This window comes from Desulfofundulus thermosubterraneus DSM 16057 (assembly GCF_900142025.1).
Taxonomy (GTDB): Bacteria; Bacillota; Desulfotomaculia; order Desulfotomaculales; family Desulfovirgulaceae; genus Desulfofundulus; species Desulfofundulus thermosubterraneus.
Genome location: NZ_FQZM01000009.1, coordinates 54253 through 71786 on the forward strand (window position 1 = coordinate 54253; position 17534 = coordinate 71786).

General features: G+C 57.4%; 19 protein-coding genes and 1 tRNA gene. 16 read left to right on the forward strand and 4 right to left on the reverse strand.

Annotation, left to right across the window (positions count from 1 at the left end; translation table 11 throughout):
- Positions 1–14: 14 nt before the first annotated feature.
- The 7 genes from BUA65_RS04180 to BUA65_RS04205 all read left to right on the forward strand — a co-directional run bounded on the left by BUA65_RS04180 (position 15) and on the right by BUA65_RS04205 (position 5437).
- Complete coding sequence (locus BUA65_RS04180; RefSeq protein ID WP_072867512.1) at positions 15–668, forward strand: phosphoadenosine phosphosulfate reductase family protein; 654 nt, start codon at positions 15–17, stop codon at positions 666–668.
- Positions 669–683: 15 nt separating this feature from the next.
- Positions 684–1880: a sulfatase gene (locus BUA65_RS04185; RefSeq protein WP_072867513.1), complete on the forward strand. Its 1197-nt coding sequence runs from the start codon at positions 684–686 to the stop codon at positions 1878–1880.
- Between the two features lie 28 nt (positions 1881–1908).
- Positions 1909–2067: a hypothetical protein gene (locus BUA65_RS18155; RefSeq protein ID WP_165613187.1), complete on the forward strand. Its 159-nt coding sequence runs from the start codon at positions 1909–1911 to the stop codon at positions 2065–2067.
- Between the two features lie 50 nt (positions 2068–2117).
- A complete protein-coding gene (locus tag BUA65_RS04190; RefSeq protein ID WP_072867514.1) occupies positions 2118–2774 on the forward strand; it encodes an IS607 family transposase in 657 nt (218 codons plus the stop codon).
- The gene (locus BUA65_RS04195; protein WP_072867515.1) at positions 2731–4164 is read left to right on the forward strand and encodes a zinc ribbon domain-containing protein; all 1434 of its coding nucleotides are present in this window, start codon (positions 2731–2733) and stop codon (positions 4162–4164) included. The genes BUA65_RS04190 and BUA65_RS04195 overlap by 44 nt, the downstream gene beginning before the upstream one ends.
- Before the next feature lie 458 nt (positions 4165–4622).
- A complete protein-coding gene (locus tag BUA65_RS04200; protein WP_072867516.1) occupies positions 4623–5165 on the forward strand; it encodes a class I SAM-dependent methyltransferase in 543 nt (180 codons plus the stop codon).
- Between the two features lie 197 nt (positions 5166–5362).
- Positions 5363–5437 (forward strand) — tRNA-Gly (locus BUA65_RS04205).
- Between the two features lie 121 nt (positions 5438–5558).
- Here BUA65_RS04205 and BUA65_RS17595 read toward each other — a convergent pair.
- The gene (locus BUA65_RS17595) at positions 5559–5759 is read right to left on the reverse strand and encodes a tyrosine-type recombinase/integrase (protein WP_084062058.1); all 201 of its coding nucleotides are present in this window, start codon (positions 5757–5759) and stop codon (positions 5559–5561) included.
- A gap of 171 nt (positions 5760–5930) precedes the next feature.
- Positions 5931–7073 carry a mannosyltransferase family protein gene (locus BUA65_RS04215; protein WP_114281456.1) on the reverse strand — a complete coding sequence of 381 codons (1143 nt, stop codon included), beginning with the start codon at positions 7071–7073 and terminating at the stop codon, positions 5931–5933.
- Positions 7074–7209: 136 nt separating this feature from the next.
- On the opposite strand from BUA65_RS04215, the gene BUA65_RS04220 reads away from it, so the two are divergent.
- Together BUA65_RS04220 and BUA65_RS04225 are read left to right on the forward strand one after the other, a co-directional pair.
- Positions 7210–7953: a class I SAM-dependent methyltransferase gene (locus BUA65_RS04220; RefSeq protein WP_072867518.1), complete on the forward strand. Its 744-nt coding sequence runs from the start codon at positions 7210–7212 to the stop codon at positions 7951–7953.
- On the forward strand, positions 7950–9158 hold the full coding sequence (locus BUA65_RS04225) for an HD family phosphohydrolase (RefSeq protein WP_072867519.1): 1209 nt from the start codon (positions 7950–7952) through the stop codon (positions 9156–9158). The genes BUA65_RS04220 and BUA65_RS04225 overlap by 4 nt, the downstream gene beginning before the upstream one ends.
- Before the next feature lie 62 nt (positions 9159–9220).
- On the opposite strand, the gene BUA65_RS04230 is transcribed toward BUA65_RS04225, so the two are convergent.
- Together BUA65_RS04230 and BUA65_RS04235 are read right to left on the reverse strand one after the other, a co-directional pair.
- Positions 9221–10024 carry a dolichyl-phosphate beta-glucosyltransferase gene (locus tag BUA65_RS04230; protein ID WP_165613188.1) on the reverse strand — a complete coding sequence of 268 codons (804 nt, stop codon included), beginning with the start codon at positions 10022–10024 and terminating at the stop codon, positions 9221–9223.
- Entirely contained in the window at positions 9987–11594 is a 1608-nt protein-coding gene (locus BUA65_RS04235) for a hypothetical protein (protein WP_072867521.1), read from the reverse strand. Before BUA65_RS04235 ends, BUA65_RS04230 begins: the two co-directional genes overlap by 38 nt.
- Positions 11595–11826: 232 nt before the next feature.
- Here BUA65_RS04235 and BUA65_RS04240 point away from each other — a divergent pair, with 232 nt between their 5' ends.
- The 7 genes from BUA65_RS04240 (at position 11827) to BUA65_RS04270 (ending at position 17505) form a co-directional block, all read left to right on the forward strand.
- On the forward strand, positions 11827–12864 hold the full coding sequence (locus BUA65_RS04240) for a stalk domain-containing protein (RefSeq protein WP_131821457.1): 1038 nt from the start codon (positions 11827–11829) through the stop codon (positions 12862–12864).
- Positions 12865–12968: 104 nt separating this feature from the next.
- Positions 12969–13139 (forward strand): Flp family type IVb pilin, encoded by a 171-nt coding sequence (locus BUA65_RS04245; protein ID WP_072867523.1) that lies wholly within the window; start codon positions 12969–12971, stop codon positions 13137–13139.
- A 235-nt stretch (positions 13140–13374) separates the two neighbouring features.
- On the forward strand, positions 13375–13923 hold the full coding sequence (locus BUA65_RS04250) for an A24 family peptidase (protein WP_072867524.1): 549 nt from the start codon (positions 13375–13377) through the stop codon (positions 13921–13923).
- Positions 13898–14281 carry a TadE/TadG family type IV pilus assembly protein gene (locus BUA65_RS04255; RefSeq protein WP_072867525.1) on the forward strand — a complete coding sequence of 128 codons (384 nt, stop codon included), beginning with the start codon at positions 13898–13900 and terminating at the stop codon, positions 14279–14281. The genes BUA65_RS04250 and BUA65_RS04255 overlap by 26 nt, the downstream gene beginning before the upstream one ends.
- 15 nt (positions 14282–14296) lie before the next feature.
- Positions 14297–15292, forward strand: a complete 996-nt coding sequence (locus BUA65_RS04260) for a pilus assembly protein TadG-related protein (protein ID WP_072867526.1) — start codon at positions 14297–14299, stop codon at positions 15290–15292.
- Positions 15293–15309: 17 nt separating this feature from the next.
- Positions 15310–16239 (forward strand): Flp pilus assembly protein CpaB, encoded by a 930-nt coding sequence (gene cpaB, locus BUA65_RS04265; RefSeq protein WP_131821458.1) that lies wholly within the window; start codon positions 15310–15312, stop codon positions 16237–16239.
- Between the two features lie 45 nt (positions 16240–16284).
- Positions 16285–17505, forward strand: a complete 1221-nt coding sequence (locus BUA65_RS04270; protein WP_072867528.1) for a CpaE/TadZ family protein — start codon at positions 16285–16287, stop codon at positions 17503–17505.
- Positions 17506–17534 lie beyond the last annotated feature (29 nt).

The following is a 17534-nucleotide window of genomic DNA, read 5'->3' on the forward strand; positions in this document are numbered from 1 at the left end:
CAAGGAGGTACCCTATGCTCACGGAAAAGATTGAGCGTTCCAAAGAAATCATTGCTGCCGCGCTCGAGCAGGCCAAAGGGGCCATGGTAACCTTTTCCGGCGGTAAGGATTCCCTGGTGCTGCTTCACCTGATCCGTACCGTTCAAGGCGGGAAGATAGCCATACCCGTATTAAACATTGACACCGGGGTAAAGTTTCCGGAAATTTACCGGTTTATTGATAAGATGCAGCGTCTCTGGGGGTTTAACCTGGTGCGGGAAAATAACATCGGGGTCATTCCCCCGGAAGAAATTGGCCGGGACCAGGTTCAGTGCTGTTACCAGCTGAAAACCGTTCCTTTAAAGCGGGCACTGGGAAAATACCGCGTCTCCCACCTTTTCACCGCCATCCGGCGGGATGAGCACCCGGCCCGGGCCGGCGAGGATTATATTTCCCTGCGGGAAAACCACATCCGCGTGCAACCCCTGCTGCATTTCACCCGGGAGGATATCTGGGCCTACATCCGCCTGCACCACCTGCCCTACTGCTCCCTTTATGACCGGGGATATGTAAGCCTGGGCTGCCGGCCCTGCACCAGCCCGGCCGGTCCCGGTGAGGCGGAGCGCTCCGGGCGGGCTGCGGCCAAGGAAAGGGCCATGCCCGATTTAAGGCAACTGGGGTATTTTTAACCGGGAGGAGTCTGCATGTTCTTTTCCATACTGATGATTACCATTGATACCCTGCGGGCGGATCACCTGGGGTGCTACGGTTATCAACGGGAAACCTCGCCCCACCTGGATGCATTGGCCCGGGAAGCCATTCTTTTCCGCCGGGCTTACTCCCCATGCTCTTATACTTTACCGGCCCATGCCTCAATTATGACGGGGAAATATGTGCCCCATCATTCAGTTGGTTACAAGCAGGGGGACGGAAAAATGGACCCCGACCGGGAAGTAACCCTGGCCGAAATTCTCCTGAGCCTGGGCTGGTCCACCGCGGCCTTTGTCAGCTGCGCCGTTCTGGACGCCAGCCGAGGGCTTTCCCAGGGCTTTGTGCTGTACGACGACGAGATGACCAGGGGAGAAGAAAACCGTCCCCATGAGCTGGTGCGGGACGGCCCCCTTACCACGGCGCGGGCACTGGCATGGTTAAAAGACAACACCGGCAAACCGTTTTTTGTCTGGATACACTATTTTGATGTACACGGTCCGTATATACAACCTGCTCCCTTTAACACTTTTTTCAGGCCGGAGGATTACGGGAACAGTTCCCTCTTGTTGCCGGTGGTGAATGAAGGGGAGGCCGGGGGAATTCCCCGTTACCAGCTGCTGGCCGATGATTCCGACGGTGTGGCCAAACACCAGCATGATGCCCGTTTTTACCTGGCCCGGTATGACTGCGGTATCCGGTACCAGGATCATATTGTAGGTGATTTATTCCAGACATTAAAGGAAATGGGCCTCTGGGATGAACTGATGGTCATTGTCACTGCCGATCACGGCGAGGCCCTGGGGGAAAATGGAGTCTACTTTTACCACGGTCTCACTTTGACCCCCGACCAGATCCATGTGCCCCTGATCGCCAAAATGCCCCGTTCCATTGGTCCGGCCGGCGTGCAGGTTGACGTGCCGGTGAGTACGGTGGACATTATGCCTACGGTCCTGGAATTAATAGGGTTCGACTACAGCCGCCTGGCTTTAGACGGGTTGCCGCTGCAGTATGCTTTATACACACCGGATCTTGTGGCCCAAAGAGCCGTGCATTGCGATCTGGAATGCCAGGGAGCGCTTATCTGCGGAAAAGAGCTCCACCTCTGGCCCCGCACCCCCACCATAAGCTCGCCTGGCTATCTATATAACCCGTCCCTAGTTTCTGAAGAGATAAAAATTTACCTGTTCTGAATTCATACTTATAAGGAAGTATCGACCGATGAGCAATCCCGTGGTAAGCGGTGAAAGGGCGGTTCCCGGGTTTAGTGACCCGGTTACCATGGCCGAACACCTGGCCCGCTACAAGTTTGCCCTGGCTTTCGTAGCCGGCCGGGAGGTAGAAAACAGCTTCTTCCCTTTTAATAATTATCCCGAATAGGTATTGCCAACCAACACCATCTGATATAAATTAATATCAGGTGGTGTTTTATGAAACTTTACACAATAAGCGAGTTTGCCGAAAAACTTGGTGTCAGTGTATCAACGCTTCGAGCGTGGGATAAAGAAGGCAAGCTGGTTGCTTTACGTACACCAACCAACAAGCGAAGGTATACTGAAGAGATGCTCTACCGGGCACTGGGTATAAAGAACCGCCAGGAACCAAAGAAAATTGTTTTATACGCCCGGGTGTCATCAGCCGGCCAGAAACCGGACCTGGAAAACCAGCTTGAGTACCTGAAGGATTTTGCCGCCGGCAAGGGGCTGACCGTGGACGAAATACTTTTCGACGTCGGCTCCGCCCTCAATTATAAGCGCAAGAATTTCCTGAAGCTGTGCGGCATGGTCACCCGGGGAGAAATCAAGACTGTTATTGTTGCTCACAAGGACCGTCTGGTGCGGTTCGGCTTCGAATTTTTTGAAGACCTGTTCGCCAAATTCGGCTGCGAAATACTAGTGGTCAACAAAGCCGAAGACATGTCCCCGGCCCAGGAGTTGACCGAAGACCTGATCAGCATCGTCCAGCACTTCGCGGCCAGGTTGTACGGCCAGAGGACATATAAGGCGCGAAAGCTCACCAGAACCGTCCGGGAGGCGCTGAAAAATGCAGCAGACAGTAAGACAGAAGAGCCTGCCGCTGAACAATGAGAAGTGGGCCAGGATAACTGAAACTGCCGATGCATATGCCAGGCAGAAGGACGCCTTTCTGGTGGGGTACGGGCATGTAAAATACCTGCACTATCTGGGTGAAAAGCGGAAGCTGCGGGACGAACTGGTTTCCGCCGGTTTCGTTAGCCCCTTTGGCCTGCAGGCCCGGCAGTGGAAGCTGGCCTTAGACGACGCCCTTTTCACGCTGGAGAGGCAGTTTGAGGCCGCCGTCGTTAAAGTCAAAGAATGCCTTTACCGCCACGAAGGGCTGACCGATGAAGAAAAGCACTACGCCTTCTGGTTGCTTTACAGGCACGTGAAGCACGGTCGCGACTGGAAACGCATCCGGGCAGTCTTCACCGGTGAAGATATCGTCAGCGAAGAGATAAAGCTGGACGCGGAGGGTCGCGCCAGGGTGAGAAAGTACCTGAAGCGCGTTTTTCGCCGCGTCCTGGGCAAAAAGCCCCGCGTTAAAAAAACCCGCAGCTTCGCCGTTGATCAGCAGATGTACCGGGTGTTTGCCACCGAAAAGCGGCAGTACATTGCCGTGGCTACTTTAACCCCCGGCGAGAGGGTAGTTATCCCGCTGGCCGGGGTACATGCCGTAGAAGGCAACCTGCGGGTGGTGCTTCTCCCTGACGAAAACTGCGTAGAAATCCACCTGACCAGGGAACCGCAGACTTACTCGCCCGGTGAGGGAGAGGCGGGCATCGACCTGGGCGTGACGGAAGTGTTCACCGACGACACGGGCAGAAAATACCGGCCCGAATATGGTGAGGCTCTGCAAGAAATGTCCAACCATATCCTGGACAAGAGCCGAAAGCGCGGCAAGCTCTGGGCGCTGCGCCGAAAATTATTGGAGCAGGACCCACCCAAAGCCCGGCGTATCTTAAAACACAACCTGGGCCTTGTTAAGCAAACCAAGAGGAACAAAAAATACCGGACCAGGTGCGAAAACGAAATCAACCGGGCGTTTAACGAATTCTACAAAGAACGCCGGCCGAAGATAATTGCCTACGAGGACCTTGCCCACCTGCGCGGGAAGGCCGGGAGCAGGGGTCTCTCCCGCAAGGTGAGCGGCTGGCAGCGCAGCATCATCAAAGAACGGCTGGGATACAAAAATTACATTTACTCCGTCACCGACCCCGGTCCGGTGAATGCGGCGTACTCCAGCCAGACGTGCCCCGTGTGCGGGTGGGTGGACGCGAAGAATCGCTGCGGGGACGTTTTTATGTGCCGGAAATGTAGTTTTGAAGCTGATGCGGATAACGTAGCCGCACTGAACCTTAAGTTGAGACTGCACGACGAAGAGATAACCCGTTACATGCCGTATAAAAAGGTGAAGGAGCTTTTGCTTCAGCGTTATTATCAGAAACAGCAAGCCAATTAATCCTTTATCCTCCCGGGATGTTCCCGGGAAAGGGCAGGGACTGGCCCGGTGGGAGAAAGAACGTTGGAACGTGCGGTCGGCTGGCTTTTGGCCGCACGCGAGGACGGCTTTAACGATGACGCTTTCCACGGAAAGCGGAGCACTGCCGGGTAGCCTGCACTGGGATGTACGGGAAACGGCATTCCGGTCGGCCAAACTGTTCCTGTCCTTCAGGTGGGAGCCTTCGGGCAATAAAACCACCCCGCCGTTTGGAAGCTGTCAGGCTGGATAAAGACGGTGGGCCTGTGGGTCTACCGGATGACGTACCGGTTTGGCGGTGACTGTTTCGGGCGGGACTCCAGAAGCCCGTGGTCCACCTGCCCCGTCAGCCGGGCAGGTGGGGATACCCGGCCTCTCGGAGAGCGTGAACTGCTTTTGCTGTCGCTTTTATCGTTACTTGATAGAAGTTGATAGCAAAAATGAAACAGGTGCTGGATGCGGCCTGCGGGGTGGGTTATGGCAGCCGGATGATGGCTGGGCGGGCGAAGAAGGTGGTGGGGGTGGATATTGATCCGGAGTGCCTCCAGTATGCCCGGGACAATTACGCCCATCCCCGGGTTGTTTACCAGCAGGGGGATGTCTGCGCCCTCCCTCTCCCCGGCGGGAGCTTTGATGTGGTGGTTTCCTTTGAAACCATCGAACACGTTGCCGACGGGGAGGCCTGCGTTCGGGAAGCCTGGCGGGTGCTAAGGCCGGGAGGTCTCTACCTGGTTTCCACGCCCAACCGGCTGCTCATTTCACCCGGCCGGGGACCCCAGGACCCGCCGGCCAACAGCTTCCACGTGCGGGAGTACACCCTGGAGGAATTTCAAGAACTGGTAGGGAGCTATTTCCAGAACCTGCAACTTTTCCGGCAGAATCTCGAAGAAGAGGGGCGGGGCCGGAACCCGGCCGTAAAACCCCTTTTGCCCGGGGAGGGCGCCTGGTTTTACGTTATTGTCGGCGTCAAGGGGGCTGAATAAGGCGACGTCCAATCGTTTCAAAATGGGCTGGCGAAAATGCGCCATCCCTGGCCCGGACGGCCTCCGGGCCTTGCTTATATTGGACGTGATGCGTTGCCCTCTGGGAAACCATTGTGAATGATAACCTGGCCAGGCCGTAGAGCTTGCTGCAATGATCTCTTGACTATTTTTTTGGAATTGCTATAATAAAAAAGTAAGCGGGTGTAGCTCAATGGTAGAGCATCAGCTTCCCAAGCTGAGGGCTGCGGGTTCGATCCCCGTCACCCGCTCCAGTAAAATCAAGGCTTCGCGGGTTCAGCCGCATACGACAGGACAGGTTTTTACGACAATCTTACGACGATGGAAAACCCACCCGGTGGGTGGAGTGAGTTGTGTCCCTCTGTTTGGAGGGATTTATTTTTTCCCGCCGAAAAGGATTCCGTGCAGTTTTGTTTTGAAACGACTTTCTTTATTTCCTTCCATAGGGGAATGACAGTAAAGGTCTAATATGGAACTCGTTTTGGTATGTCCCGGCAGATCCCGCAGGTTTTCCGGGTTCTCTCCCTCCTGAAGAAGAATCGTCGCGAAGGTGTGGCGTAGGTTATGTACCCGGATGTGCTCCTGTAATCGCCCCGCTCGGCCAGTTTAAGTACGTTCGCTAAACCGCGGCGCTTCTGGTTCAGGCCACTGGCCACGTCCGTGAGTTCCGCCCTGACGGTAAAACCGTTTTCCCGAGCGTGAAACCGTTCCAGCTGCCGGTCCAGGTTGCCCGCGCGCCCTCTCTGATTAAGCCAGGAAGGCTTTCCTGGCTATTCCCCAGAGGAATACCAGCCACAGCAGGTAGAAAAAGAAGAGGAGGGGGTAATAAAAGGTTCTTTTCCTCCCTGCAAACTGCCCTAGGCCATAAAAGACGGGGAAGACGGGGAGCAGGTAGCGCACGTAGCCGTGGCTTTGCGGCAGGTGCGGCAACAAATCAGCAGTAAAAAGGGGCAGGAGAGCGTGGATAAGGATTATGGAGCGCCAGAGATTTTCTTTAATTGCCACGACGGAAACTGTTGCCACGACGAGAGCTACCAGGTTGAAAATAAAAATGATGTTTGATAGTTTTGTAGTAAAGTCATGGTAAAGAACGAGCCAGGGCCAGGAAAAAAAGCGGTGGAAGAGGGGCTGGGCGCTGGTAAAGGCTAGGGGGGAGCCGTAGACGGCGTGTTCATGACCCAAAAAAGCCAGCAGCGGCAGGAAGCTGGCCAGGGAGAGAACGACCTTTTTGAAGCCCGGTCGCTCGGCGGCCCAGTAGTTGGCCAGCAGGATAGCCAGCACGGCGGCGCCGCTTACCCTGGTGACAGCTAAAAGAGAGGCGGCGGTCAGGGAAAGCGGCCAGCGGCGGTATGCGGCCAGTGTAAGGCAGGCGACTAACAGAAAGAAATAGAGCGACTCCGTATAGACAGCCGAAAAAAAATAACTGGAGGGGAAAAAGGCTAGTAGCCACAAAGCGCTGTTTTTGGGGCAGCCCTTAGCCAGGAGCAGCTTTTTGGCCACTACCAGGCCGGCTGAGAAAAAAAACCAGCTCAACAGCACTCCCGCTGCCTCGTAGTCCGCAAAGGCGCGGCCAAAAAGCCTGATGAGCAGGGGATAAAGTGGGAAGAAGGCAGCCGACATGGGGTCTCCGTATCCCTGGCGGGCGATGCGCAGGTAATGCTCGGAATCGTACAAGACGAAAGGATCCCACAGCGGCTTTACCGCAAAAAATGTGCCCGGTGGTGCATCGTGGAGCACAACCGGTCGGAAAAGGAACAAGAGGGCTACCATGATACCGCGCGAGACAAAAAATACGGCCAGGGCCGGCACCAGAATACCGCCTAAGTGTTTTAACACTTTGTTTTCCAGCAGACGGCAGTTAAAAGGCTTATGCACGGGTGTCATTGTCATCCGAACCTCCACTTTTTAATCTTAACACACCGGAAGCGATCAAAAATAGGGGTGGTTCATATTTTTCGGCGAGGGAAATCCCCGCAGGAAGGATATTGGCACCCACTGGCGAATTCCGTAAGGGGGTGGGGGAGAAGTGAGGGATGAAGAGTACCGCCTGCTGTGGGAGGAGGAAGAAAGGCACTGGTGGCACGCCGGCAAGCGCCAGATTGTGCGCGGGCAGGTGCTCAAGTTCCTTGCCGGTCGGAGCACCAACCAGGGTAAGGTGCGGCTTTTGGACGTCGGTTGCGGCGACGGGGCGCTGTTGAGGGAGCTTGGCTGCCTTGTGGAGGCCGAGGGTATAGACTGTCACCTTCCGTTGGTAGAGAGGGCCCGCGCCGGGGGTTTGCGGGTTTGTCACGGCGACGCCTGTCGTCTTCCTTACGACAACGCTACTTTTTTTGACCTGGTGCTCCTCCTTGATGTGCTGGAGCACCTCGACGACGACCGTCTCGGCCTCATGGAGGCGGGGCGCGTCTTGCGCCCGGGGGGCATGGTGCTGGTCAGTGTGCCGGCCCATCCCTGGCTTTACGGCAGCCACGATCGCGCACTCGGCCACCGGCGGCGTTACACGCCCCAGTCTCTCTTCAGGACGGCAGGCGGTGCCGGTTTGAGCGTGGAATTCATGTCTTACACCAACTTTTTTATTTTTCCGGCTGCCGCTTTGGTGAGGATGAAGGAAAGGAGTCAGTCTGGCGGGGCGGTGCGCGGCTGCTTGCCGCCCTTTTGGGGAAAATTTATTGCCGGTTTCTACCGGGTGGAGTCCTGGTGGCTTAAGCGGTGGAGTATCCCCATCGGACTTTCACTTCTGGTAAGACTTTCCAAGGAGGCTTTTTTATGAGCTTTCAAGTGGCGGCCCTTTTAGTTTTGTTTGTCCTGCTTCTTATCTGCGGTTGTTTGGCTGTCTGGATGCTGGCCGGTAAATACCGGCGCAGCCAAAAGAGGCTGGAACTCCTCATTGATATTGGCAGGGATCTTAGCTCTACTACTCGCTTAAGGCCGCTTTTGAGGAAGGTCATGGATACGGTGGCCGCCCTTACGGGAGCGGAAGCTGCCTCCCTCCTCCTTCTCGATGAAGAAAAGAATGAGCTATACTTCGAGGTTGCCCTGGGGGAAAAGGGGGAGTGCTTAAAAGAGGTGCGCCTCAAAGTGGGGGAAGGGATTGCGGGCTGGGTGGCAGCCAATGGCATACCATATATTACCAATGATGTGGAGAAAGACCCCCGCTTTAAGCGGAACATCAGCGAGGAAATCAAGTTTAAGAACAAGGCCATGATGTGCGCGCCCGTTATCCTGGAGGGGCGGATATTGGGAGTCCTGCAGGTAATCAATAAGAAGAGCGGGGGGGAATTTTCGCAGGCCGATCTGGACTTTTTGGTGGAGATATCCGCCCAGGTGGCAGTAGCCCTGCGCAACGCCCAGAGACAGGAGCTGTTTTTGAAGAGCTACCTTGGCGTGGTGAAGTCGCTGGCCGGTGCCCTGGAGGCTCGCGGCGGTAAGCTCCACGGCCATGGTGTCCGGGTGGCCGAGTTGGCCGTTCGTCTGGCCTCATTCATGGGCCTTTCCGAAGTGGAGGTGGATGTTGTGCGGCTGGCAGCTCTGGTGCACGATGTTGGCCTGGCCGGGCTAAAGAGCGAGGCAGCCGGGGAGGCAGCTCCCAGTACAGGGGAAGAGCTCTACCGCTCTCACCCCGCAGTGGGAGCGGAGCTCATTCCCGAGACGGAATTCACCCAGCCGGTAATCGAAGCAGTGCGCTGGCACCACGAGTGCTGGGACGGCAGTGGTTTTCCGGATGGGAAGAAGGGCGAAGAAGTGCCCCTGGCGGCCTGGATTGTGGGGGCAGCAGACGCCCTGGACAACCTCCTGATGAAAGGCCATACGCTGGCTACGGCGGTGGAAGAACTGCGCAAGGGTTCGGCCACGCGTTTTCACCCGCGGGTGGTGGAGGCAGCGCTTTGGTGCTTTGGAACGGCTTGCGGCGCAGGTGACCAGTTGCCTACAGGCCTGGAAAGAGATGTTGGCGGGTTGCCAGCAGCTAAAAGATAAGCACAGAAAAGCTGCCGGAAGAGGATCCCGGCGGCCGGCTTCATCAAAACAGCGCCCCGGGGTCAGTCGGAAGGGGACGCTGCATCTTGAGACGGGCAGACCGGCGCAGGTCTTACCCCGGTTTTTCCCGGCGCAGTACCGGCCATGTAGGCTCCCCGGAGATCCAGCCAGCGGATGAAGAAGAGGTCGGCCAGCATGCGCAGACCGTCCCGGAGCGGCCTTACCCTGCTGCTCTGAGAATGCGACCACTCCACGGGGACCTCGGCCAGGGGCAATCCCAGCTTCCTGGCCAGAAAAAGCAGTTCTACATCGAAGCTGTAGCGATTGAGTACCTGTAACGAGGCCAAAAGACGGGCCGTATCTCCCCAAAAGAGCTTAAAGCCGCACTGGGTATCGCGTACGCCCGGCACAGCCAGTAACTGCACGGCCAGGTTGAAGCCCTTGCCGAGTACAACCCGGTAGAACGGCTGGCTTACAAGGATGCGGGAGCCCTCCCGGGCGCGCGAACCAACGACCACCTGGTACCCTTTGGCGCCCCATTCCAGGAGGTGGGGCAGCTCTTCAATGGGCGTGGACAGGTCGGCGTCGGTAAAGAGAACCCACTCCCCCCTGCTTTCCAGTATGCCCCTTCTTACACTGTAGCCCTTGCCCCGGTTGGAATGGTTGCGCAAACAGCGGACAAAGGGGTTGGTGGCGGCAAAACTTGTTGCCACCCGGTGGGTTCCATCACTGCTGCCGTCGTCTACCACAATAACCTCGTAGGAAGTAAATTCCCTCTTTAAATAGGAAATCACCTTCTTTAAAGTCGCACCCAGGCGGCACTCCTCATTATAAGCCGGGATGATCACGGAGATTTGCTCCTTCACTTTTAGTACCACCCTTTTTCTTCATAATCACAGCCTGCGCGTCTTCATACCACACTTCCCAGGCCGGGTGCAGGCGCAACCAGCTCACCAGCGGCTCGTCCGGAGGCATTAAAACCATGTCAATCTGCCACTCGTCGAGGACAGCCTGTGGGTCTTGTAGCTTCTTAAGCCGGCGGTACTGGCTGAATACCCCACCGGCGTAGAGATCTGCCCGCCCGTCAATGAAGACCGGCAGCTGCGGCCAGAGGCGCCAGATCAAATAACCGCCCCAGTTGTAGTCGTTGAGCAGCTTCCGGCCCGGCGGGGCGCTGGCAAGCTTTTCGGCAGCGGCAGCGGGAAATTCCCGGCTGACGTTGGCCTCCAGCGGGCCCAAGGGCAGCCGTGCAAAAGTCGAAAGATAAAAGAACAGGGCCCAGAGCCATATAGCTACCTCCAGCCGCCTGGCCGGTTTCCCCGTACCTGGCCCGTCGGCTTCCTGCCGGGTACCTGCACCTGCCGGACCCTCTTCCTGCCAATCCCATTTCATTTGCGTCGGCGATCTTGAGGGCCGGGTAGTGAGGAGGTAGCCGCTTAAAACAACCAGCCAGTACGGTGTGTAGCGCACCGAAGTAAGCGTAAGCCACAAAAAAGAGACGCTTAAGAAAAACATGTCGGGCCGCCGCACCCTGGCGGGCCGCCAGAGCGGCAGGGCAAGAAAAGCGAGCAACCAGCCAAAGAGCAGGTACCTGGCGTAAGGGTGGTGGAAGTCCGGCGGCCGCCACTCCCTTATGGCCGACATCATTTCGGCATCCCCGGTGACCTGCAGGGGGTAGAGATAATGGGAGGGCCCCCATGGATTGAGGGTGCCCGCTGCCGCTGTCAAAAGAAGCGTCCAGCCCCAACGCCCGGCCACCAACTGGAGGGTCCTGAACGCAGCAGTTGGCCACTGGTGCCGGGGCTCTTTTAGCCCCGCCCGGGCCTCCCGGAGGAAGTCGCTACCCATTTTAAAGAGGACCAGCAAAGGACCCAGCGGGAAAGAACCGTGCGTATTGGCCCAGACAGCTGTCAGGGCGGCCAGGCCCAAGGTGCGGCCAGTGGAGGGCTTCCCTATTTCCAGCAGGGCCAGGAAGATAACAAAAAAGGTATAGCTCGCTATTTGCGGTCTGAGCGTCCAGAAGGGAAAGACGGTAAAAGTTGCGCAAAAAAGCAGGAAGGCAGCCAGGAGGGGACTGCTGCCGGGAGCAACCAGCCGGAGCCAGCGGTAGAAGAATGCCGCGAAAAGCCAGTAAAAAACGTGGCCCATAAGAACGGCCCCCGGGTATTGGAAGGCCCTGTCAGCAGCTGCCAATATGGCTTCAAAGAGCCACTCGTGGGCTACCCAGGGCTGACCGGCCCGGCTGAAAGAGAAGGGGTCGGTAAGGGGAATTTGCCTGTGTTCCAGGATCCACCTGCCGGCCGCCAGGTGCCAGTAGAAATCGGTATCGCCCATGGGCACACTCAAGTTTAAGGACATGAGGGCGGCTGCCAGGAGAACCGGCACATAGGAAATGGGGGGCAGCCGCAGTTTGTTTCCATTTTTTGCAGACAGCATGGATAGGCCTCTTCTTTTCTGTTTTGGTGAGACTGCTAATAAAATACGCCGTAAAAATCCGCCCTCCTTCCGGATATTGACTGCATTATCCAGTTTTTTTACTCTGCTTCCGTGTTAATGTTTGAAATCACTCAACCGATTAGTTATAATGATAAGGTAAGGGATTAAAATTGAAGTTTTACCAAATAATTTTTTCAAACTGTGCCTTTTGCGCCGCACCAGTAAGAAGGGCGTGGGCGCTGTAAGAGCAGTGAATTGGGCGGTGACAGGCCTGAGAGGCAGGAGCGAACGGGGAGAAAAAATTTTGCCGGTAAGCGGGGGAAGTCCTTTTATTGCCCGTGGTTGTTCGCTGGTGCTCCTTCTCCTCTTGCTGGGAGCAGCCATTTTTCTTGTGCCCAGGGGGGCCGGGGCAACGGGAGTTTCGTTACTCTGGAACGGCCAGCCCTGGCTGGCGGGTAAGAAAATTTTTCTGGAGAAGGGGCGGGTCCTGATAGGGGCTGGTGATCTGGCCAGGGCCATGGGGGGTGTTGCGGTTTCCAACCCCCCGTACACGGAGATCAGGATGCCCGAGGGGAGCGCGGTCAGGTCGCTTAAGTTTGGGACTGCTTCGCCTGTAGCCGTGGTGGAGAAAACGTATGGTGCCCAGGAGTACCCGCTGGATACGCTCCCGCACTTTTGGGAAGGGGAGCTTTATGTGCCGCTGCGTTTTGTGGTGACCGCTGCCGGCGGCAGCGTTCAGTGGTACGAACAGCTGCGGGCGGTTTCCGTCCGCTCCGGCAGCCTTTCCAGGGTCCAGTTGGCGTGTGGCGAGGCAGAACTGGGCGGCATGTTTTTCAGGCGCGGCCTCTATAAAGAGTGTCTTGCCCACTACCGGCAGGCGGTGGCCTGGGGGTTGGAGACGGCGGAGATTTATTATCACTGCCTGGAAGCTTACCGGTTGCTAGGTGACAGGGAAATGGCCGCCCGCTCGGGTGAAAACGCCTTAAGAATCCACCCTGTTTTTGCCGATAGGGTTGCCTGGGAACGTGATTTCCCGCTCCTCCTGGAGGCCTACCTTGAATCTTCCGGTCACGGGCAGACGCTGCGCCCCGAACTTTTCAGGCTGGTGGCCCAAAGAGATCTATTTCTCCCTTTGCGGGTTCTACTTCGTTTGGACGAACTGGGTTACACTCCGGAAGTAATGAAGGAGGCCGTCGCCCGGTATGAAGAGCGGGAACCCGGCTCGTACCTGGTCGGCCTCTACCGGGAGAAAATGGGGCGGCGGCAGTAACTGGTGGAGGAGAAGGGGGCACCTGTTTTACCGCCCGCCGGCGGGAGCTGGCGGACGGAAGAGATACGTGGCAGGACAGCCGGTCTGGAAGGGAGGTGAACGGAGTGAAAAAACTGCTGGCCCGTTTGTGGAAGGAGGAATCCGGTCAGGGTATGAGCGAGTACGCTCTCATCCTCGCCCTGGTTGCCGTGGCTGCCATTGCGGCTTTGATATTCCTGGGCGGCCGGCTGACGGGCATATTTAACAGGGTGGGAAACAACTTAAACACCCAATAGGTCGTTTGTTTAGCCGTCCTTTAGAGACAGTTTTGGTAAAAAAGGTGGCCCTCTTCTGTTTTTGCCGGAAGGCACGCCACCTCACAGTTTCTTTCTGGCCAGATTAAGGAAGAGGACATTTTACCGGCGCTCATTACACGGAATATTGATGACGGAATAATGAAAAAAGGCCCTACCGGACGTCCGGTCTTGAGTAGGGTCTGTTTTTAAAATTTTGCCGGAGGTTTAGAGGCAGTTGAGCATTTTAGATGCTGTACTGGCTGCCTTCTTGTGCTGCAGCGTTTATACTGACCTCCGCTGGCGTAGGATACCCAACGCCCTGGTGGCGGCCTTTATGGGCGCCGGTTTTATCCTGCGCCTTGCCGGGGGAGGGCCGGCAGGCTTGCTGGAAGGGTGCCTTGGCCTTGTGATAGGGGCTTTACTGCTCCTCATCCCCTTTTGGGCCGGCGGGGTAGGAGCTGGTGATGTAAAGATGCTGGCTATGATTGGCCTTTACAAGGGTGCACATTTTGCAACCTGGACGTTTCTGGCCGGAGCCCTGGCCGGCGGGGTGCTGGCGGCCCTTTTCCTTTTGGGCAGGCGCCATCTGGTCTCTTCCCTTAGGTGTGTGGGCAGGCACCTTTGGCTGGCCTGGGCCCTGGGGAAGCTCTCCCTGGCCCTCGTGCCGCCGCCCGGCGGGGAAGACCTGCCGGCTGTGCCCTATGCCCTGGCAATTTTTTGCGGTGCAACTGTCGTCTTCATCTTAGAGGTGAGCGGGCATGCCCTTCCTGCCCTGCATTGGTAACAATCGCGGCCAGGCCATGGTGGAGCTGGCCATTGTCCTGCCCGTGGTGATTTTGATCCTGATGGGCATATTTGAATTTGGGCGGGTGTTCTACGCATACCAGATGGTGACAAATGCCTCCCGGGAGGGGGCCAGGCTGGCCGCCCTGGGCAGGCCGGACTCCGAGGTGGTGGAGCGGGCCACAGCGGCCGCCGGCCCTGTGGGAACGCTGGAGGTGTCCATTAGCCCCCCGCCGGGTACCCGCTCCAGGGGGACACCAGTGACAGTGACGGTGTCTACCAGGGTAGAAGTCAGCATCCCTTTTTTTGCCGACAAATCCTATATCGTAAGGGGCAGTACCACCATGATGGTGGAGTAGGGGGAGGTGAGGCCGGTGAAGGTGTTTAACGGCGGGGAAAGGGGGACCATCATTATCCTGGTTGCCGCCGCCATGACCGCGCTGCTTGCCTCCCTTGCCCTGGTGGTGGATGTGGGGCACACTGCCGTCCAGAAGTCCCGCCTGCAAAAGGCGCTGGACGCCGCTGCCCTGGCCGGGGCGAGGTTTTTGCCGGACGATCCGGAGGCGGCCCGGGCGCGGGCCGTGGAGTACGCCGCCTACAACGGCGTGGAGCTGGAGGCAGGGGACGTAAGTTTTTCCGACGGTAATTTAAAGATTATTTGCAGCAAGGAGAGGCCGGTAGACCTCTTTTTCGGGCCCGCCCTGGGCATCGACAGCTGGTCGATCAGGGCCAGATCGGCAGCGCGGGTAGGAGCGGTAAAAAGCGCCGGTGGCTACCCGGTTCTCCCCTTGGGGATTCTGGACCAGGAGCTTGCTTTTGGCCAGTTGTATACGCTGAAATACGGCGGCGGTATGGGCACTCAGGGCTGGTACGGTGCCCTCGATATCACCCGCAATCCGGCCCAGTTTCCGGACCCTGGGGCGGAGCACAGGACGATTCCCGGTGGTACCGGTGCCCGCGACTATGAGGACAACCTGGGAAGGGGTGTGTCTTTTAATTTAAAGGTTGGCGACCGCCTCTACGAGAAGACCGGCAACATGTCCGGTCCAACAAGAGATGGGCTGGAGGAAAGGCTTAAGGCCTGCCCTGTACACGGCGCCTCCTGCTGGTCGTCCCCACCGGACTGGCGCACGTCGAGCAGCGACTGCGCGCGCTTTGTCATCATCCCCGTCTTGCGTTACCTCAACCCGCGTGGAAACGAGCCCGACTTTGAAATTGTGGGCTTTGCTGCCTTCTTTATTGAGGGGCAGCCCGGCAGCGGTAATGACTGTGTGATAAATGGCCGTTTCTTAAAAACCACCCTCTCCCTGGAGTGCGACCCCGCTGCCGGTACTGGCTACGGGCTTACAGGTGTTAAGCTTACTGATTGAGCACGGAGGAACTTTTTATGGGTAAAAAACTGGTGGCGCTGGCCGTTATACTGGGACTGGCGGCATCTTTTACCGTTTATAGTTATATAAAAAAGGTGGAGCAGGAGGCGCGCCAGCGCCGCCTGGCTCAGGTAGTGGTGGCGGTTAAAGACATTCCCGCCCGTGAGCAAATAACGGCCGAGATGGTGGCTTTAAAAGACGTACCCGTTGAATCAATTCACCCGCGGGCGGCCCGGAAGCTGGAGGAAGTGGTGGGAACGGTGACGCTTTTCCCGCTGGTGGGGGGAGAGCCGGTCTTGCTGTCGCGCCTGGCGCGGCCCGGGGAGGGAAGGGGGGGCTTGGCCTTCCAGATCCCCCCTGGCAAGCGGGCGGTAGCCATCAGCGTCGATGAGGTCAGGAGCGTCGGCTTCTTGGTTAAACAGGGGGATACGGTTGACGTTTTGCTTAAAGTGCCGGTTAAAGCCGGCGGTACGGGCAGTGGCTCGGAAGAAGTGCCGGTGGCGCTTACCATTCTCCAAAACGTGGAAGTTCTGGCCGTGGGCAGATCTCTTGAGCAGCCCAGGGTGGAAGCGGCTGGCAAAGAAGGGGAGAACAAGCAGTCCCCGCAGCAGGCCAAAGAGGTGGCCACGGTAACCCTGGCGGTTGAGCCGGAGGAAGCCCAGGTGTTGCTCCTGGCTTCTGAACTCGGGTCCGTGCGTCTGGCCTTGCGTTCCCCGGTAGACAGGGAGAAAAGGGTTTTGGAGCCCATCGACACGGAAAAAATGATCAAGAAATTCGGCGGCGGGGCCGGGCTTTTGGACAGGCTCCGGCGGGAGGCAGAGATGGCCGGGGCCCGGGAAAAAGCCGAGTCCGGCGGTACCGGCCTGACCGGGGTGGTTGCCCCACCACCATTTGCGGAAAATGAGCGTACAGAAAATGAGCGGTGGAGTGTGTTTAGTGAAAAGTAAAATTTTGATGCCGGCAGCCGGCCCGGTTTTTAAGGGGGGAGTCTTGTGGCTGCCATCAGGGTGCTCGTGGCCGACGACGTTTGGGAGACGTACCAGGTGATCCAAAAAATTTTGAGCCTGGAGGACGATATTAAACTGGTCGGCAGGGCCAGTGCCGGCGATGAAGCGGTTAGCCTGGCGGAACGGCTTTTACCTGACGTCGTCATCATGGATGTTAACCTGCCCGGCCTGGGAGGTTTTCAAGCAGCCGTTCTTATCGCCCAGCGCTGCCCCCGCACCGCTATCATCTTTACTGCTCTGCAGGCAGACCAGCAACTTTTGCGAGAGGCCTTGCGGGCAGGAGGGCGGGATTTTTTGGTGAAGCCCTTTAGCGGCGAGGCCCTGGTTGAATCAATCAGGAGGGTTTACGAGGCGGAGCAGTCGCGCTTTTCCAGTCGGCTGCTGACGGAAGGAACGCTGGAAGGGTTGGCCCGCCGCGAGATGGTGGCAGTTTTTTCTGTCAAGGGTGGGGTGGGCAGGACGACCTTGGCGGTTAACCTGGCCGTTATGCTGGCGCGCCGGACGGGACGGCAGGTGGTGCTGGTGGACCTCGACCTGCAGAGGGGGGATGCGAGCGTGTTTTTAAACCTCATCCCCCGCAAGACCTGGTACGAGCTGGCCCAGGAACTGGAGCAAAACTACAGTCCGGTTTGGGAGCACTATCTTACTCCCCATCCATCGGGAGTGCGGGTACTGGCGGCACCGGTACGCCCGGAACTCGCCGAGGTTGTTAAGGGGCCTCAAGTGGAGCGCACGCTGCAGGCCTTTAAGGAGCAGTACGAGTACGTGATTATCGACCTGCCGGCCATTTTTTCCGATATAACTCTTTCTGCCCTGGACCTCTCCACCCAGATCCTTCTGGTAACGTCTCCAGAACTGCCGACGATAAAGAACACCAAAATTTGTTTGGATATCCTCGATTCGCTGCACAACAAGGGAAAGACAAAAATGGTGGTCAACCGCTTTTCCCACGACTTCTCCATCAAAATTGAGGACCTGGAAACTAACCTGAGCTTTTTGGCGGCCTGCCGCGTGCCCGCCGAGGGCAGGCTGGTTGTTTCTTCGGTCAACGAGGGTATACCTTTTGTGCTGAGCAGCCCCGGCAGCAGGGTGACTGCCGCCGTGGCTGAGCTGGCGGAGATGGTTATTGGCGACACCGGCCGCCAAACGGATCTGGAAGAGCAGAGGAAAAAGAATCTCTTTAAGTTCTGGGCGCGGGGCCGTTAGGTTGCTGTTCTTATAGTGTTTTTATACAC

Bases quoted from the DNA above. Each gene is read 5' to 3' on its own strand.
- BUA65_RS04190 (WP_072867514.1), top strand. From the start codon at position 2,118: ATGAAACTTTACACAATAAGCGAGTTTGCCGAAAAACTTGGTGTCAGT.
- cpaB (WP_131821458.1), top strand. From the start codon at position 15,310: ATGGGTAAAAAACTGGTGGCGCTGGCCGTTATACTGGGACTGGCGGCA.
- BUA65_RS04185 (WP_072867513.1), top strand. From the start codon at position 684: ATGTTCTTTTCCATACTGATGATTACCATTGATACCCTGCGGGCGGAT.
- BUA65_RS04235 (WP_072867521.1), bottom strand. From the start codon at position 11,594: ATGCTGTCTGCAAAAAATGGAAACAAACTGCGGCTGCCCCCCATTTCC.
- BUA65_RS04180 (WP_072867512.1), top strand. From the start codon at position 15: ATGCTCACGGAAAAGATTGAGCGTTCCAAAGAAATCATTGCTGCCGCG.
- BUA65_RS04215 (WP_114281456.1), bottom strand. From the start codon at position 7,073: ATGACAATGACACCCGTGCATAAGCCTTTTAACTGCCGTCTGCTGGAA.
- BUA65_RS04255 (WP_072867525.1), top strand. From the start codon at position 13,898: ATGCCCTTCCTGCCCTGCATTGGTAACAATCGCGGCCAGGCCATGGTG.
- BUA65_RS04200 (WP_072867516.1), top strand. From the start codon at position 4,623: ATGAAACAGGTGCTGGATGCGGCCTGCGGGGTGGGTTATGGCAGCCGG.
- BUA65_RS18155 (WP_165613187.1), top strand. From the start codon at position 1,909: ATGAGCAATCCCGTGGTAAGCGGTGAAAGGGCGGTTCCCGGGTTTAGT.
- BUA65_RS04225 (WP_072867519.1), top strand. From the start codon at position 7,950: ATGAGCTTTCAAGTGGCGGCCCTTTTAGTTTTGTTTGTCCTGCTTCTT.
- BUA65_RS04195 (WP_072867515.1), top strand. From the start codon at position 2,731: ATGCAGCAGACAGTAAGACAGAAGAGCCTGCCGCTGAACAATGAGAAG.